Annotated in this window: 16 protein-coding genes; 9 read left to right on the top strand and 7 right to left on the bottom strand. The window is 64.5% G+C overall.

Translation table 11 applies throughout. The features are described from left to right. Positions 1–2: 2 nt before the first annotated feature. From ACP2YP_RS35780 to cysG, 4 genes are read right to left on the bottom strand one after another with little or no spacing between them, the layout of a single operon-like run. Complete coding sequence (locus tag ACP2YP_RS35780) at positions 3–518, bottom strand: DUF934 domain-containing protein (RefSeq protein WP_426409536.1); 516 nt, start codon at positions 516–518, stop codon at positions 3–5. Further along, positions 505–2,160, bottom strand: a complete 1,656-nt coding sequence (locus ACP2YP_RS35785; protein WP_426421011.1) for a nitrite/sulfite reductase — start codon at positions 2,158–2,160, stop codon at positions 505–507. The genes ACP2YP_RS35780 and ACP2YP_RS35785 overlap by 14 nt, the downstream gene beginning before the upstream one ends. 11 nt (positions 2,161–2,171) lie before the next feature. Beyond that, positions 2,172–2,489, bottom strand: a complete 318-nt coding sequence (locus tag ACP2YP_RS35790) for a DUF2849 domain-containing protein (RefSeq protein ID WP_426421012.1) — start codon at positions 2,487–2,489, stop codon at positions 2,172–2,174. After that, positions 2,486–3,910, bottom strand: a complete 1,425-nt coding sequence (gene cysG / locus ACP2YP_RS35795) for a siroheme synthase CysG (protein ID WP_426421013.1) — start codon at positions 3,908–3,910, stop codon at positions 2,486–2,488. Before cysG ends, ACP2YP_RS35790 begins: the two co-directional genes overlap by 4 nt. 236 nt (positions 3,911–4,146) lie before the next feature. Between cysG and cysD the strand changes: the two genes are divergently transcribed. From cysD to ACP2YP_RS35815, 4 genes are all read left to right on the top strand, one after another. Continuing rightward, positions 4,147–4,941 carry a sulfate adenylyltransferase subunit CysD gene (gene cysD, locus ACP2YP_RS35800; RefSeq protein WP_426421014.1) on the top strand — a complete coding sequence of 265 codons (795 nt, stop codon included), beginning with the start codon at positions 4,147–4,149 and terminating at the stop codon, positions 4,939–4,941. Positions 4,942–4,960: 19 nt separating this feature from the next. Beyond that, positions 4,961–6,898, top strand: a complete 1,938-nt coding sequence (cysC, locus tag ACP2YP_RS35805) for an adenylyl-sulfate kinase (RefSeq protein WP_426421015.1) — start codon at positions 4,961–4,963, stop codon at positions 6,896–6,898. A 293-nt stretch (positions 6,899–7,191) separates the two neighbouring features. Then, positions 7,192–9,357: a malate synthase G gene (locus tag ACP2YP_RS35810; protein ID WP_426421016.1), complete on the top strand. Its 2,166-nt coding sequence runs from the start codon at positions 7,192–7,194 to the stop codon at positions 9,355–9,357. Positions 9,358–9,464: 107 nt separating this feature from the next. Then, positions 9,465–9,665, top strand: coding sequence for a CsbD family protein (locus ACP2YP_RS35815; RefSeq protein WP_426421017.1), 201 nt, complete (start codon positions 9,465–9,467; stop codon positions 9,663–9,665). Between the two features lie 75 nt (positions 9,666–9,740). Here ACP2YP_RS35815 and ACP2YP_RS35820 read toward each other — a convergent pair whose 3' ends face one another. Beyond that, positions 9,741–9,896, bottom strand: coding sequence for a Thivi_2564 family membrane protein (locus ACP2YP_RS35820; protein WP_426421018.1), 156 nt, complete (start codon positions 9,894–9,896; stop codon positions 9,741–9,743). 202 nt (positions 9,897–10,098) lie between these two features. On the opposite strand from ACP2YP_RS35820, the gene ACP2YP_RS35825 reads away from it, so the two are divergent. Then, positions 10,099–12,195, top strand: coding sequence for a methyl-accepting chemotaxis protein (locus tag ACP2YP_RS35825; protein ID WP_426421019.1), 2,097 nt, complete (start codon positions 10,099–10,101; stop codon positions 12,193–12,195). 69 nt (positions 12,196–12,264) lie between these two features. Here the strand turns inward: ACP2YP_RS35825 and ACP2YP_RS35830 are convergent, their stop codons facing one another. Further along, entirely contained in the window at positions 12,265–12,918 is a 654-nt protein-coding gene (locus ACP2YP_RS35830; RefSeq protein ID WP_426421020.1) for a DUF2865 domain-containing protein, read from the bottom strand. An 18-nt stretch (positions 12,919–12,936) separates the two neighbouring features. Beyond that, on the bottom strand, positions 12,937–13,710 hold the full coding sequence (locus ACP2YP_RS35835; protein ID WP_426421021.1) for a L,D-transpeptidase: 774 nt from the start codon (positions 13,708–13,710) through the stop codon (positions 12,937–12,939). A gap of 218 nt (positions 13,711–13,928) precedes the next feature. Between ACP2YP_RS35835 and ACP2YP_RS35840 the strand changes: the two genes are divergently transcribed. The 4 genes from ACP2YP_RS35840 to ACP2YP_RS35855 all read left to right on the top strand — a co-directional run bounded on the left by ACP2YP_RS35840 (position 13,929) and on the right by ACP2YP_RS35855 (position 17,357). Beyond that, positions 13,929–15,041 carry an AI-2E family transporter gene (locus ACP2YP_RS35840; protein WP_426421022.1) on the top strand — a complete coding sequence of 371 codons (1,113 nt, stop codon included), beginning with the start codon at positions 13,929–13,931 and terminating at the stop codon, positions 15,039–15,041. Positions 15,042–15,121: 80 nt separating this feature from the next. Continuing rightward, the gene (locus ACP2YP_RS35845) at positions 15,122–15,493 is read left to right on the top strand and encodes a DUF883 family protein (RefSeq protein WP_426426390.1); all 372 of its coding nucleotides are present in this window, start codon (positions 15,122–15,124) and stop codon (positions 15,491–15,493) included. 80 nt (positions 15,494–15,573) lie between these two features. Further along, on the top strand, positions 15,574–16,026 hold the full coding sequence (locus tag ACP2YP_RS35850; protein WP_426421023.1) for a hypothetical protein: 453 nt from the start codon (positions 15,574–15,576) through the stop codon (positions 16,024–16,026). Between the two features lie 188 nt (positions 16,027–16,214). Beyond that, entirely contained in the window at positions 16,215–17,357 is a 1,143-nt protein-coding gene (locus tag ACP2YP_RS35855; RefSeq protein ID WP_426421024.1) for an OpgC domain-containing protein, read from the top strand. The last annotated feature ends 32 nt before the right edge of the window (positions 17,358–17,389 follow it).

Genomic DNA, 17,389 nt, shown 5'->3' on the forward strand with positions numbered 1-17,389 from the left:
GTTCACGTGCCGACCCCCTCGGAGTGACGCAGCTGCATGCGCCGGTGCAGCGCCGTGATCCGGCCGTCGCCGGTCGGCTGGTAGAACACCGAGTAGCGCTTCGCGGTCTGCATGAACGCTTCCGCATCCGCCTGCTTCTTGACCTCGAACGAATCGAAGCCGGCGCGCAGCATGAACACGAACTGGTCGCGCAGGATCTGGCCCGTCGCGCGCAACTCGCCGCGATAGTTGTAACGCTCGCGCAGCAGCCGCGCCTGGCTGTAGGCACGCCCGTCTCGGAAAGTCGGGAACACCAGCGCCACCGCGGCGACCTTGCCGAGATACGGCACGAGTTCGTCGATGTCGCGGTTGTTCGGCCAGATCACGCCGACCTTGCCGGCGCGTTTGAGCAACGCCTCCGCCTCGCCGACGAAACGCTCGGCCGGCACCAGGATGTCGCCGCTCTCGGGCAGCGGCGTGTCGACGGCCAGCTTGACGAAACTGTCGTCGGCGATTTTCCCGCCGTTAACGAGTGGCATAGACGCGCTCCTTGAAGGGTTCGACGCCGAGGCGCTTCACCGTGTCGATGAATAGCTCCTCCGGCCGCTCGCGCAGCGCCAGATAGGCTTCCACGACGTCTTCGATGACGTCGGCGACCTCGTCGAACTTGACGCCGGGGCCGATCAGATTGCCGAGTGCAGCACCCTCGTCGGCACGGCCGCCGATGGTGATCTGATAGACCTCCTCGCCGTTCTTCTCGACGCCGAGAATGCCGATATGGCCGACATGGTGATGGCCGCAGGCATTGATGCAGCCGGAGATGTTGATGTGCAACCGGCCGATCAGGTTAGCGAGCTCGTGGTTGGCGAAGCGCCGCGTCAGCTCCTGCGCGATCGGGATCGAGCGCGCATTCGCCAGCGAGCAATAGTCGAGCCCCGGGCAGGCGATGATGTCGGTGATCAGGTTGACGTTCGGCGTGGCGAGCCCGAGCTTGTCGAGCGCCTTCCACAACGCCGGGAGGTCGCGCTTGGCGACATGCGGCAGGGCCAGGTTCTGCTCATGGCCGACGCGAATCTCACCGAAGGAATATTTGTCGGCGAGATCGGCCAGCGCATCCATCTGCCCGGCCGTGGCATCGCCGGGAGGCGCGCCGATCGGCTTCAGCGAGATCGTGACGATGGAATAGCCCTGCACCTTGTGCGGCGACACCGAATTCTTGCGCCACGCCTCGAACTCCGCGTCCGCCGCGGCCTGCCGCAGCTCGTCCGGCATGTGCGGCAGCTTCTCGTAGTTCGGATAGGTGAAGCGCGAACGGATGTCCTCGATCACCTCGTCGTCGATCTGGAGCGAGGAGTTGCGGATGTGCTGCCACTCGTCCTCGACCTCACGCGAGAATTTCTCGATGCCGAGCTCGTGCACCAGGATCTTGATGCGCGCCTTGTAGATGTTGTCGCGGCGGCCGTACTGATTGTAGACGCGCAGGATCGCCTCGATATAGCTGAGGATATCGCGGCCGTGGACGAAGTGCTTGATGGTCTTGCCGATGAACGGCGTACGGCCGAGACCGCCGCCGACGAGCACCTCGAAACCGGTCTCGCCCTTCTCGTTCTTGATCAGCTTCAGCCCGATGTCGTGGATCTTGATCGCGGCGCGGTCATGGTCCGACGCGGTGATCGCGATCTTGAACTTGCGCGGCAGGAACGAGAATTCCGGATGCAGCGTCGTGTGCTGGCGGATCAGCTCCGACCAGATGCGCGGGTCCTCGATCTCACCGGGCGCGACGCCGGCCCACTGGTCCGAGGTGACGTTGCGCATGTTGTTGCCGGAGGTCTGCATCGCATGGATACCGACCTCGGCGAGATCCGCGAGCGCGTCCGGCAGCTCGGCGAGCTTGATCCAGTTGAACTGGATGTTCTGCCGCGTGGTGAAATGGCCGTAGCCACGGTCGTATTTGCGCGCGACATGGGCGAGCGCCCGCAACTGGTTCGACGCCAGCGTCCCGTAGGGGATCGCGACGCGGAACATGTAGGCGTGCAGCTGCAGATAGACGCCGTTCTGAAGCCGCAGGATCTTGAACTCATCCTCGGTGAGCTCGCCCGAGAGACGGCGCTTCACCTGGTCGCGGAACTCCGAGACGCGCTCGTTGACGAGCGTGCGGTCGATTTCGTCGTAAGCGTACATGAGAGAATGCCTTAAACCTGGGCCGGCTGTCCGATGGTCACGCCGGTGCGGCGGATCTGTTCGCGCAGATTGCCGGGTTCGATCCTGCCGTCTTCACCGACCTGCACCGGGGCGATATAGGGACCGATCGCGCCGACGTCATCGGCCACGGATTCTGCAAGCAACGCTTTCGCCTCGTCGGAGTCGCGCACGATCGCGGCTTCCGAGAGGTCCGCGGACCAGCTCTTGGCGGCGGTGCGGTACACCACGATGCCGTCCCAGGTGCGGTTGGCGGTCACGACCGAGGGGCCGGCGATTTTGATCTTCTTCTGTTCAAGCGGGGAGGTCATTCGGCTGCATCCAATAGGTCAGAGATGATTTGCTGTGCGGATTGACGGCGCAGAGACCCGGCATGCCGGACCACGTCGCCGATGATGAGAATGGCGGGACCGCCATTGGTCTGCCGCACGAGTTCGGGCAGGTCGCGCAGCGTGCCGATCGCGCCCCGCGCATCGGGCCGCGTGACGCGGGCGAACACGCCGACCGGCGTCTCCGGCGAACGGCCGGCGGCGAACAGGCCGGCGCGAATGGCGGGCGCAGCGGTCATGCCCATGTAGACCACGACGGTCATCTTGGTGTCGGTCAGGGTCGACCAATCCACCGTCTCCGCGTCACGCGCCTTGTGCGCGGTGAGGAAGGTGATGCGGGTTGCTTCATGACGGTAGGTGAGCGGCACCTCGAAATCGGCAGCGCCGCCGAGTCCCGCGGTGATGCCGGGGATGATCGAATAGGCAACACCCGCCGCGCGCAGCGCTTCAATCTCTTCGCCACCGCGACCGAACACGAAGGGATCGCCGCCCTTCAGCCGCACCACGCGCTGGCCGGCGTGCGCTGCTTCGATCATGCGCCTGTTGATGGCATCCTGGCCGATGCCGGGCTTGCCGACACGGCGGCCAACGGCGACGCGCGTGGTGTCGCGACGGATGCGGTCGAGAATGTCCGGAGAGACCAGCTCGTCGTGGAAGACGATGTCGGCATCCTGCAGCGCGCGCAGCGCCTTGATGGTGAGGAGATCGGGATCGCCAGGGCCGGCGCCGACCAGCGCGACCGAGCCTTCCGGCTTGTCAGCGCGCGCGAACGCGGACGGATCGGGAATAGCCTTCAGCGCCGCGTCCGCCTCATCCTTGCGGCCGGCCAACACGGCGGCGCCGATCGGACCGTCGATGACGCGCTCCCAGAAGCGGCGGCGCAGCTGAAACTCGGCAATGCGCTCGTTGATGGATTTGCGGAAACCGCCGATGAATTCGGCAAGCTCGCCGATACGCGCAGGCAGCAGCGCCTCGATCTTCTCGCGTACGCGCCGTGCCACCACCGGCGAGGTTCCGCCGGTGCCGACTGCGACCACGACATCGCCGCGATCGACGATTGCCGGGAAGATGAAGCTGGAATGTTCGAGATCGTCCATGACGTTGACCGGCAGGCCGAGCGACTTCGCCCGCGCCGACATCGCAACGCCAACATCGCCAGCGCCCGCACAGACGATGGCAATAACGCCGGCAAGATCGGCGGTCAGCGGATCACCCGTCGCGATCTCGATACGCGTCGCGTCATCGGAGTTCAGGCCCAGCTCATGATTGCCATCGATCGCATGCACGCGGATGCGCGCACCGGCAGCGGCGAGCACGCGCAGTTTTGCGCGCAAAAGCTCGCCCGCACCGATGAGAACCACCGGACCGGCCTTGAGATCGAGGAACACCGGCAAGAACCGCATACGATACTCGCTTGCCCCACATTCGGGGTTGACTGGAATTATTTTCTATATATGTGTCGTTTCGAGCGCGCAAAGAGAAAATTTTTTCTTCTCTTCTGCATTGCAACTATAGAAAATTCGCCTCCAAACGCAAAGTGGCAGAGATGCATCTTCTCAGGACCGATTCCGGCGCAGATGGACGGGACTCCCAGACTCTCGTTTCCGAGCAAATTCCCCTCGCGCTGACCGCCCCAAGCATGGACCATCTCGACCAGTTGGAAGCGCAGAGCATCTACATCTTCCGCGAGGCCTTCGCTCGTCTGAAGAAGATCGCCCTGCTGTGGTCACTCGGCAAGGACTCCAACGTGATGATCTGGCTGGCGCGCAAGGCGTTCTTCGGCCGCCTGCCGTTTCCGGCTCTCCATGTCGACACTGGCAAGAAGTTTCCGGAGATGTATCGGTTCCGCGATCATTACGGGAAAGAGTGGGAGCTCGATCTTCGCGTCGAGCCCTGCCCGCCCATCGATGCCGTCGACCCAACGCTGCCGCCGGCCGCCCGTTCCGCCGCGCGCAAGACCGAAGGCCTCAAGATGGCGCTCGCCAAATACGGTTTTGACGGCCTGATCGCAGGCATCCGCCGCGACGAGGAAGCCACCCGCGCCAAGGAGCGCGTGTTCTCGCCGCGCGGTCTCGAAGGCAATTGGGACGTGCGCGACCAGCCGCCGGAATTCTGGGATCATTTCAACGCATCGCCGCCGCAAGGCGCGCATTTGCGCATCCACCCGATCCTGCATTGGACCGAGGCCGACATCTGGGCCTACACCAAGCGCGAGAATATCCCGATCATCCCGCTCTATCTGTCGCAGAACGGCAAGCGCTATCGCTCGCTGGGCGATCAGGACATCACCAATCCGGTCGCCTCGACCGCGTCGAACATCGAAGAGATCCTGGCCGAGCTCGAGCAGACCAAGGTGCCGGAGCGTGCCGGCCGCGCGCTCGACCACGAGACCGAGGACGCTTTCGAGCGCCTGCGCGTCGCCGGCTATCTCTGATCAAGGACGCGAGCGTCGTATGAACATGATCGTCACCCCCGCTTCGCCCGCCACGTCGAACGGCACCAATTCGATGCCAAATGGCACGACGCGTCCGCAGGTCCGCATCGTCATCGTCGGCCATGTCGACCACGGCAAGTCGACGCTGGTCGGCCGCCTCCTGCACGAAACCGGCAGCCTGCCTGACGGCAAGCTCGAGATGCTGAAGGCCGTCAGCGCGCGGCGCGGCATGCCGTTCGAATGGTCGTTCCTGCTCGATGCGCTGCAGACCGAGCGCGACCAGGGCATCACCATCGACACCACGCAGATCCGCTTCCGCACCAATTCGCGCGACATCGTGCTGATCGACGCGCCCGGCCACGCCGAATTCCTGCGCAACATGATCACCGGCGCCTCGCAGGCCGACGGCGCGGTGCTGATCATCGACGCGCTCGAAGGCGTGCGCGACCAGACCCGCCGTCACGGCTATCTCCTGCATCTGCTCGGCGTGAAGCAGGTCGCTGTCGTCGTCAACAAGATGGACCGCGTCGATTTCTCCGCCGATCGCTTCAAGGAGATCAGCGACGAGATCTCCGCGCATCTCAACGGCCTCGGCGTGACGCCGGCTGCGATCGTCCCGATCTCGGCGCGCGACGGCGACGGCGTCGCCGAACGCACCGACCGCATCGGCTGGTACAAGGGGCCGACCGTGGTCGAGGCGCTCGACAGGCTCGAGCCGGCGCGGCCGCTGGAAGCGCTGGCGCTCCGCCTGCCGGTGCAGGCGATCTACAAGTTCGACGATCGCCGCATCGTCGCAGGCCGCATCGAATCCGGCAGCCTGATTGCCGGCGACGAGATCGTGATCATGCCGGCCGGCAAGATCGCGAAGATCAAGACGGTCGAGAGCTGGCCGGTGACCCCGGTCGCGACGCGTCAGGGCGCAGGCCGCTCGGTCGGCATCACGCTCGACCGCGAATTGTTCCTCGAGCGCGGCGACATCATCGCGCATGTCGACGCCGCCCCGCGCGAGACGCGGCGGCTGCGCGCGCGCATCTTCTGGCTGCACGACAAGCCGCTCGCCAAGGGCGATCAGCTCCTTGTGCGCTGCGGGCCGAAGGAGAGTCGCGCCACCGTCGTCGCCATCGAGAAGGCGGTCGACCCCGGCGAGCTCGAGAGCCGCGAGAACAAGGCGATCGGCCGCAACCATGTCGGCGAGATCGACATTTCTCTTTCGAGCCCGATCGCGGCTGATCCTTACACAGAGAATCCGCGCACCGGGCGTCTCGTGATCGAGGTGTCCGGGCGCATCGCTGGTGGCGGTCTCGTTCTGTCGGTCGATGCCGGCCAGCGCGCCGTGCCGGTTGACATCGTGCCGGTAGAATCGGCGCTGCGGCCCGACGAGCGCTCCGCGCGCTATCGCCACAACGGCGCCGTGGTCTGGCTCACCGGTCTTCCCGCCTCCGGCAAGTCGACGCTGGCGAAGGCGCTGGAGCGGCGGCTGTTCACCAATGGCGGCTCGCCGATCCTGCTCGACGGCGACACAGTGCGTGCCGGACTCAACGGCGATCTCGGATTCTCCGCCACCGATCGCAGCGAGAACATCCGCCGTCTCGCGGAGGTCGCGACCCATCTCGCCCGCAACGGCCACATCGCCATCGTCGCCGCGGTCTCACCGGCCCGCGAGGACCGCGCCACCGCACGCCGCATCGCCGACGCTGCGTTCCGCGAGATCCACGTCGCGACGCCGGCCGAAATCTGCGAGGAGCGCGATCCCAAGGGCCACTACAAGAAGGCCCGCGCCGGCGCGCTTGCCTCGTTTACAGGCATCGGCAACGACTACGAGCGGCCCGAGGCAGCAGAGCTCGTGATCGATACGTCGACGCGGACGGTTGCGGACGCGGCCGACGAGATCGAGCAGATGCTGAAGACAACCGGCGTGCTGTTCGACGAAGTCGTGGACCTCGCCGCGAATATTTGAGTCCATCCTAGTCCCAACTGTCGTCGCCCGGCTTGACCGGGCGACCCAGTATTCCAGAGACAGCGTTGGGATACGGAGAAGCCGCGGCGTACTGGATTCCCCGCTTTCGCGGAGAATGACAGTGGTGCGCTGAGCCCCCACCTCGTCTTGACATTTTGACAACCCGCTGGGGGTCTTCTCACCGCCCCGATTTTGGGGCTAATAGGTCCCGAAAGCCGCCCCGCGTGGGCGCATTTTGCTGCTGTCGGGTCAAAAGCAGCCAAAAACAGCCATTTCCAACAAGAAAGACCATCATGAAACGCGTCGACGCCCACGGATTGAAGATCGCCCCCGTCCTTTTCGATTTCATCGCCGAGGAAGCCGCCCCGAAAACCGGGATCGCGCCGGATGCGTTCTGGGCCGGGGTGGCCGCCATCATCAAGGAGTTGGGGCCGAAGAATCGGTCGCTGCTCGCCTTCCGTGACTCGCTGCAGGCCAAGATCGACGACTGGCACCGCGCCAACAAGGGCAAGGCGTTCGACCTCGATGCCTACACCGCCTTCCTGAAGGAGATCGGCTATCTCGTTCCCGAGCCGGCGACGCAGAAGGTCGAGACCGCTGATGTCGACGAAGAGATCGGCAAGATCTGCGGTCCGCAGCTGGTCGTGCCGCTCACCAACGCGCGCTACGCGCTGAACGCAGCGAATGCGCGCTGGGGCTCGCTCTATGACGCCTTCTACGGCACCGACGCGGTCCCGCACGACGCTGCCGAGAGCGGCAAGGGCTATAACAAGGCACGCGGCGACAAGGTGATCGCGAAAGCAAAAGCCTTCCTCGACGCCGCCGTGCCGCTCGCAACCGGCAGCCACACCGACGTCACCGCCTATAGCGTCGTCGCGGGTCAGCTCGCGGTGAAGCTCAAGAGCGGCAACGCCACCGCGCTGAAGAACGCCGCGCAGTTCGCCGGCTTCCAGGGCGATGCAGCCGCGCCGAGCGCCGTGCTGGTCGCCAACAACGGCCTGCATGTCGAGGTGAAGATCGATCGCAACAGCACCATCGGCAAGGACGATCCCGCCGGTGTCGCCGACATGATCATGGAATCTGCCGTGTCGACCATTCTCGACATGGAGGATTCGGTCGCCGCGGTCGATGCCGAGGACAAGGTGCTGGTCTATCGCAACACGCTCGGCCTGATGAACGGCACGCTGTCGGCCGATTTCGAGAAGGGCGGCAAGACGCTGACGCGTTCGCTCAATGCCGACCGCTCCTACAAGACGCCGGACGGCAAGGGCGAGGTGAAGCTGCACGGCCGCAGCCTGCTCTTGATGCGCAATTGCGGTCACCACATGTTCACCGACGCGGTGCTGGACGAGACCGGCGAGGAAGTCCCGGAAGGCCTGCTCGATGCCGCGGTCTCCGGACTTCTTGCCATTCATGACTTGAAAGGCAACTCCAAGGTCAAGAACAGCCGCACGGGATCTGCCTATATCGTCAAGCCAAAGATGCACGGCCCGGACGAGGTGTCGCTGACCTGCGAGATCTTTGACCGTGTCGAGAAGATGCTGGGCCTGCCGGAAAACACGCTCAAGGTCGGCATCATGGACGAGGAGCGGCGCACCACCGTCAACCTCAAGGCCTGCATCCAGCGCGCCTCCAAGCGCATCATGTTCATCAACACCGGCTTCCTCGACCGCACCGGCGACGAGATCCACACCTCGATGGAAGCGGGTCCGATGATCCGCAAGAACGAGATGAAGGCGCAGGCCTGGATCAAGGCCTATGAGGACTGGAACGTCGACATGGGCCTGATCGACGGCCTGCCCGGCCACGCCCAGATCGGCAAGGGCATGTGGGCCGCGCCGGACAAGATGGCGGACATGCTGCAGCAGAAGCTCGCTCATCCGCAGGCCGGCGCCACCACGGCGTGGGTGCCGTCGCCGACCGCGGCGACCTTGCACGCCCTGCACTATCACCAGGTCGACGTGATCGCGCGCCAGCAGGAGCTGACCAAGGGCGGTCCGCGCGCCAAGCTCTCCGACATCCTCACCATTCCGGTGTCGAAGTCGAACTGGGCGCCCGACGACGTCAAGCAGGAGATCGACAACAACTGCCAGGGCATTCTGGGCTACGTCGTGCGCTGGATCGACCAGGGCGTCGGCTGCTCCAAGGTGCCTGACATCCACGATGTCGGCCTGATGGAAGACCGCGCGACGTTGCGCATCTCCAGCCAGCATCTCGCCAACTGGCTGCACCAGGGCGTCATCACCGAAGCGCAGGTGATGGAATCGCTCAAGCGCATGGCCGTCGTCGTCGACCAGCAGAACGCGGGCGATGCGATCTACAAGCCGATGGCGCCCGCCTTCGACGGCGTCGCCTTCAAGGCCGCTTCCGACCTCATCTTCAGGGGACGTGAGCAGCCGAACGGTTACACCGAGTACATCCTGACCGCGCGCCGCCGCGAGGCCAAGGCGCTAGGCTAAGAAGGCGGCGGGCTGAGCCTGATTGCTCGGGCGAAACGCCGCGGCGCGCTGCGGAACGGCTGCGCGCCGCAATGGTTGTAGGGCCATCAACTCTTCAGGAGATGGTCATGGACTGGAATCGCATCGAAGGAAATTGGAAGCAGTTCAAGGGTTCCGCCAAGGAGAAATGGGGCAAGCTCACTGACGACGATCTCAACGTGATCGAGGGACGCCGAGAACAGCTTGAAGGCCGGCTCAAGCAGCGCTACGGCCTCGCCAAGGATCAGGTCCGGCAGGACGTCGACGCCTGGCTCAAATCACTGCATTAGAGCGACGCAGCCCCGGCTCTGCCGGGGCTTTTTGCTGGAGAGTTCCGTGGATGGAGTCCGGGCTCCAGGTCCGCCCTAAAACACAGCGAGATATTTCAGCAGCGACACGATGCCGATGATGATGACGATGACGCGGGCGATCTGCTTGGCGCGGCCGTCCATCGGCAGCATGTTGATGAGATAAAGAACGAGGATAACGACGAGAAAAGTGACGAGTACGCCGACGATCATGGCAGGGCCCCCTTCAGCCAAATTGCTAACGATGTCCTAACGCCTGACTTCCGCGCCGGTTCCGCTCAGGCAACCCCTTGTGACCCTTAAGGAATATGTACTTTTATCAGCGGGGCGGCTTCCTCTCGGGCCACATCCTTAACGCGCGTTACCACTCTATTTATCCCTTTCTGCAAAAAATGCGGAATTGGGGGATTCCATCATGCTTCGACGTATGACCGTTTCGGCGCTGCTGCAGTCCGTCATTGCTCTTCTGGCGGCCTGCGTGGTGGCGCTGCTGGTGACGACCGCCTGGCAGTCGTGGGAGCGGCTGCGCGCCACCGGCCATATCGCCGCGGTGGCCGAGGCCTCGTCGAACGCCTTCAAGGCGATGCACAATCTCCGCACCGATCGCTCCTCGACGCCGCGCGTGTTGAACGGCGAGGCGCCGGTCTCGGCGGAGATCGAGAAATTCCTTCGCGGCATTCATGACGCCGAGATGCCGGCGATCCGCGCCACCGCCGCGCTGCTACCCACGATCCCCTTCGCCGAGCAGGCCACCCTGCTCGGAAATTTGAACCAGCAGCTCGACAAACTGGTGACGCTCCAGACCGAGGCCTGGAATGAGATGCGCAAGCCGAAGAAAGCGCGACGGGCTGCGCTCTCGAAGGACTACACGGAGCAGACCGGCGCACTGCTGGCGACGCTGGAGGAGATCTCCGCGCGCCTGACCGGCGTCGTCAATCACAACGATCCCCAGATCGACCAACTGCTGTCGATCAAACAGGCCGCCTGGCTGTTGCGTAACACCGCCGGCGAAGCCTCCGATCTGGTCGCGACCGGACTGGTCGCCACCGGCAGCCTGCCGCTGGAAGCGCAGCAGACCTACACCAAATTCGTCGGCGCCATCGAGAACGCCTGGAGCGGCCTCGATTCCGCAACGCTCGGCATGAAGCTGTCGCCGGAGCTCGCGGGCGCGATGAATGCGGCCAAGGCCGCCTATTTCAACGCGGATTATCTGGCGCTGCGCGACCGCCTGATCGACCAGATCATGGTGGGGTCGAAAACCGACATGACCGCCGACCAATGGACGCCGCTGACCTCGCAGCGCATGGGCACGGCGGTCGCGGTGGCCGAACGCGCTCTCGACGAAGCCCGCGACTATGCGGCCGGCCAATACACGGCGGCGAGCCGGGCGCTCGCCATTCAGATCGGGATGCTGGTTCTCGCCACGTTGCTGACGGTCGGGGCGATGCTCACGGTCACGCGCCGCGTGATCCGTCCGCTGCACAATATCCGCGACGCCATGCTGAAGGTTGCCGGCGGCGACCTCACCGTCGACAGCGGTTATCTCGATCGCAGGGACGAGATCGGTGCGCTTGCCGGCGCGCTGGAAACCTTCAAGCAGCAGGCAACCGACAAGCTGCAGATCGAGGCGCAGGAACGCAAACACAACTCGGGTGCGGCAGCGCGCCAGCGCACGATCGAAGCCTCCATCAGAGAATTCGAGGGCTTGGTGCATCAGACTCTGGCGCAGTTGAGCCAGGCCTCCAGCGAGATGCGCAAGACGGCCTCGGAGCTCTCCGCGGTTTCGCGCCAGACCAATGAGCGGGTGCAGATGGCCGGCAAGGCCTCGGGCGATGCCTCCGGCAGCGTCGACAGCGTCGCGGCGGCTGCCGAGGAGCTCTCGGCCTCGATCAACGACATCAGCCAGCAGGCGGCTCACGCCGCAGGGATCGCCAGCCGCGCGGTCAGCCAGGCCCGCGATACCGACGGTACTGTCCAGGGCCTCGCCAATTCGGCCAACCGGATCGGCGAGGTCGTCGGCCTGATCAACACGATTGCCGCGCAGACCAATCTGCTGGCGCTCAACGCCACGATCGAAGCGGCACGCGCCGGCGAGGCCGGACGTGGTTTCGCAGTTGTCGCATCCGAAGTGAAGTCGCTGGCCAGCCAGACGGCCAAGGCGACGGAGGATATTTCGGGGCAGATCGCCGACATCCAGAAGGTCGCGGGCGACGCCATCAACGCGATCCAGGCGATCGGCGGCATCATCGGCGAGGTCAATGAGGTCGCCACCGCGATTGCCGCCGCCGTGCAGGAGCAGGGTGCGGCCACGCAGGAGATCACCCGCAGCACGCAATATGCCGCGCAGGGCACCAAAAATGTCTCCGACAACATCACCGGCGTGAAGGCCGACGCCGATACCGCGGCCGGCGCGGCGGAGAACGTCAAGCACGCCTCCGAACTGCTCGAGACCCAGAGCCGCCAGCTCGGCGATCAGGTCAGCGATTTCCTGGGCAAGATCCGCGCGGCGTAGGGCACGCGGTCGCTGCACTCTCAGCAGCGTCGTCTTGGAAAGGCAGGACGACGCCGAGGAAAAGCGCCCCTACTCCTTCGCCACGACCGGCACCTGGCGGAATTTTGCGCGGATCGACTCCGGCAATGGGGAGAAGTTCATCGCGATACCGCGGCCATCGTTGGCATTGCGGTTGGCGACCACGAGGCCATTGCTACCTGCAACGATATCGCCTTTGCGCAAGGTCGGATCTTCCTCGGCCTTGAGCGAAGCAAGGCCGACCGGATCCTTGCCGTTGCAGGTACACCCGGAAACGATCTCGTTGCGATAGCGGAAGGCGTTCGGCAGATCGGAATAGGACTTGCCGCTGTCGGTCGTGGCGTCGTCGATGTTGCTGCCATAGACCAGCGAGGTCTCTGACGCCGGGCAGAAGTTCTTGCAGGATTGCGCCTTGCTCTCGGAGTCGTTGCCTTGCGCCGGGAAATAACGCCCGTCACAGCCGCGCACGCAATAGGCCGCGCCACCACCATAGGACGCCCGCTGGCGCGGCGCGTCGTAGCGCGGCATGTCGTCGTTCGGGAACGGTATCCGGATCTCCGGCGGCGGCCGCATGCGGAAGCCGCCGAACAGCGCCGAGAAGAAGTCTTCCGCGTGCGCCGAAGGCGTCAGCGCAAGGCCGAGGGAAGCGATCGTGACGAACGCGGCCGTCCCCCCAGCGAGCTTGCTGATCGAACGTCTCATCATGTGACCTCACTCAACTCTTTAGTCTACCGACGACGCCGGGATGATGTTCAGCGCCTGGCGGCCTGAGGGCAGCGTCGTTACGGCCGGCCGCTTGCGTACAGGATCGCCGCCGCGCGCCATCAGCGGTGCATTTTTCGGCAGCACCACGACCCTGGTGCCGACGCTGACGCGGCTGAAGAGATCGCTGACATCTTCATTGGTCAGGCGGATGCAGCCGGAGGAGACGAACTTTCCGATCGTTGTCGGATCGTTGGTGCCGTGAATGCGGTATTGGCTGGAGCCGAGATACATCGCGCGCGCCCCGAGCGGATTGCCGGGGCCGCCGGCGACGAAGCGCGGCAGATAGGGCTGGCGCGCGATCATCTCTGCCGGCGGATGCCAATCCGGCCATTCCGCCTTGTGGCTGATGCTCTGCACGCCCGACCAGGTGAATCCCTCGCGGCCGACGCCGACGCCGTAGCGCATGGCACGCCCGTTGCCGAGCACATAGTAAAGATAGGTGTTGGCGGTATCGATGACGATGGTGCCGGCCGGCTCGTTGCGGTCGAAGCTCACGATCTGCCGGCGCAGGCGATCCGGCAGCGCCGCATCTTCGTCGGCGGCCTGCGGCGCCTCGCTGGTGTAACGTTGCGAATAGGTCTGGTCCTGCGGATAAGCCTGCGGCTGCATCGGCGCGTAACCGAGCGTTTGGGCCTGGGCCGCGAACGGCACGGTCAGCAGAGTTGTCGCAAAGGCACAAGCGGTGACGACGCGCGGCGAGAAGCTGCGACGGATTACGGAGAACTTTGTCATGTGCTGCCCCGTTGGATGTGTGCATCTGGGTGATGCTGCAGTCCCGTAAACGCAGCAGCGCCGACTCAAGTTCCACCCTCGCGTGCGGCCGTGATGTCACAGTCAAGCGAGCGCAGCTTCACGAAGGCGCGATGGAACCGCAGCCCCATTGGGACGTTTTCCCGGTCAACAAACGGCAATGGGCGTGCGGGTAGAGCCTCCGTGCGGGGAGAGAGATTGTGCGCGTCCTTCCCAGTGAACGGCTGATTTCCGGCAACAGCGAAGGCGTCCCGCTTCCCGAAAGCCACAGCGAGCTGCCACCGGTCATCCGGCGCACCGAGTTCGTTGCCTTTGCGCTGGCCGGTCTGCTCCTGATCGCCGTCGTCGCGGTGCTCTATGTCGCCAAGGCGTTCTTCCTGCCGGTCGTGATGGCCATTGTCGCAGGCACCATGCTGTCGCCGGCCGCAAGCTTTCTGGAGCGGCGGCGCGTCCCGCGTGCAGTCGGCGCCGTTCTGATCGTGGTGGCGGTGACCGCGCTGGCTGCGTTCGTGTTCGCGCTGATCGCTGCGCCGGTCATGGAGTGGAGCTCGCGCCTGCCGGAGCTGGGCGCGCAGCTCAAGGAAAAGATGCACGTCTTCGACCGACCGCTCGCACTGTGGCAGGAGCTTCAGACCATGGTCGGCGGCTCCGAGGGGCTGCCAAGCCTCCAGCTTCCCAAGATCGAATGGGTGCAGCCGACGCTGGAATTCCTGTCGCCGACCTTCGCCGAATTCCTGCTGTTCTTCGCCACCCTGATCCTGTTCATCGCAAGTTGGCGCGACCTGCGGCGTGCATTGATCATGAATTTCGGCGAGCGCGACGCCCGGCTGCGCACGCTGCGGATCCTGAACGAGATCGAGGTCCATCTCGGCAATTACCTGCTGACGGTGACCGTCATCAACATCGGGGTGGGCGTCGCGGCCGGGATCGTCTGCGCGGTCACCGGCATGCCCAATCCGGCCGGGCTCGGTGCGCTCGCGGCCGCACTCAACTTCATCCCCATCATCGGTCCCGTCGCCATGTTCGTCATATTGGCCGTCGTCGGCGTCGTCACCTTCCCGACCCTCGGCGGCGGCCTGGTCGCGGCGATCGCCTTCGGCGGTATTACCTTCATGGAAGGGCACTTCGTCACGCCGACCATTATCGGCCGCAGGCTGGCGCTGAATGCGCTCGCCGTATTCGTCGCTCTCGCCTTCTGGACCTGGCTGTGGGGGCCGATGGGTGCGTTCCTGTCATCTCCGCTGCTGATCGTCGGGTTGATCCTGAAGGAGCATCTGCTGCCGGAGAATTCGCCGCAGCTTCCGCAGGCGTGACCGGTTTCAACGGACGGAACTTCCCCCGCGACGAAGCGTTTTCCGGGCAGCCTCAGCCGCCGACGATTCAGGAGTTCGTGATGTCAATGACCAATGGCGAAGCCGGGATGAAAGACTGGGCAGACAAAGCCACCAGAGACCGCATCGAGAAGGATGTAGCAGCCGTGAAAAGCGATATCGCCGCCCTCACCGACCAGATCACCGACGCCCTCAACACGTTCGCCAACGCCACGGGCAAGCAGGCCCGGCGCGGTTACAAGCAGGCGCGCGACAATATGGATTCGACGCTCGACGACTTCTCCGAGCGTGGCAGCGCGATGATGGACGCGGCGCAGGATGCCTACGGCTCGATCGAGGAAACGCTGGAAGACGCGATCACGCAGCGGCCGCTCGCGACCGTCGGTGTCGCGCTCGGTATCGGCTTCCTGATCGGCTTCGCCTGGCGCCGCTGAGCTGCGCGAACTGAGGGCGGCGTCCGCCGCGACAAACGACACGTGGTGAATGGGCTTGTGGGGACCTGAGGAGCAAGACCGTGTTTCAGCGCATCATCGACGGCATCAGCGCATCGACGGGCACGACAATGCGGCTGACCTCGCTGGCGGCCGGTGCGGCACTCGCGCTGTTCATCACCACATGCTTCCTCTGCGCGGCAGCCTTCATCTCGGTGCTGGAGAAATATGGTCCCGTGCAGGCCTGCCTTGCGGGTGCCGGCATCTTTTTCTTGCTGACGCTTGCCGCGGCAGGAACCTATTGGGGCTACAAGCGGGAGCTGCGGACGCGCGCCCGCATTGCCGCCGAGCGCGCCGCGAAGGCGGCCCCGAGCATGCTCGCCGATCCCATGCTGATCGCCATGGGCCTGCAGATCGTCCGCGCCATCGGGGTCAAGCGACTGTTGCCGATCCTGGCCATCGGCGGTGTTGCGCTCGGAATCATGGCAAGCCGCGCCGGGGCTGCGGATGAGGCCTCAGCCGAGCCGGCCGAATGAGCGCGAGACCGCATTAAGAAAGTTGCGCTACCGGCCGGACGAGCAAGCTCGCAGGAATTCAAGGGCCGGCCTCTGCGCAATTTTTCATCAGTCTCGTTAGATCGGCCCTCCCTCACGCAAACGCTACTCGGATAGGCAGGCGGTTGCCGCTAAAAGCATCGCCCTGATTCCAATTGAAATATTCAGAAATGAAGCCGTCCGTTAAGGCGAACCTCTCCGCATTTCATCACGATGCCCGGCTCTATCTGACACTCGGCGTTGCGACCTGGTCGGTCTTCGTCGATCACATCCCGAACAATGTCGTCAACCTGCTGACGCTGCGCAACTTCGGCTTCAGCGGCGCCGCCGACCTGTTCGTGTTCGTGGTGGGCTATGGCGTCGCCATCATCCACGGCAGGATGGCACTGGAGCGCGGCTATGTCGTCGCCGCGACGCGCATCTTTCGCCGCGTCTGGCGGCTCTATGCCGCCTATGTCGTGCTGTTCGTGATCTACATCGACACCATCGCCTATGTCGCCTCGCAATCGATGGCGCCGGAGATCATCAGCGACTACAATATCTCCGGGATACTCGAGCATCCGCTGCGCATTCTGGTCCGCGGTCTCGTGCTCCAGGAGGAGCCGCTGAACCTCGACCTGCTGCAATTGATGATCCCGCTGATGGCCTTCTTTCCGTTTGCCTTGTGGGGGCTGTTGCGGCGGCCGAACGTGACGCTGGCGCTCTCTGTCGCGTTCTATTTCGCAGCGCGCTGGTTCGACTGGAATTTCCGGACCTATCCTGACCAGGAATGGGCGTTCAATCCGTTCTGCTGGCAGATGCTGATGGTGCTGGGTGGCTGGTTCGCCGTCACCGGCGCGTCAGGCCGCGCCTTGCGCAACCTGCCCTGGCTCCGCGTGCTGGCGGGCGCCTATCTCGTGTCGGCGATGGCCATCACCCTGATGCGCCATTCGCCGACACTGTCCGTCTATTTGCCGGATGTCGTGCTCAACGGCATCTCGCCGACCGACAAGGAAAATCTCGCGCCCTATCGCGTGATCCATTTCCTCGCGCTCGCTTTCATCGCAACCCACCTCATCCCGCCCGACCATCCGGGGCTGCAATGGAAGCCGCTTCAGATGATGATCAAATGCGGCGAGGAATGGCTCGCCGTGTTCTGCGTCGGCGTATTCCTGTCCTTCGCCGGCCATCTCATCCTGATCACCGGTGCCAATCTGGTCGTGATGCAGATCGGGGTGAGCCTTGTCGGTTTCGCGGCGATGACGGCGGTGGCCTATTATATCTCCTGGTCGAAGCGTCAGGACGAGCCGGCGGCTGTACGGCAGCGAGCCTAGCCGTAACGGTCGCGGATTCCGCTAGGCCGGGC

It is taken from the genome of Bradyrhizobium genosp. A (genome assembly GCF_049949275.1).
Classification (GTDB): Bacteria; Pseudomonadota; Alphaproteobacteria; order Rhizobiales; family Xanthobacteraceae; genus Bradyrhizobium.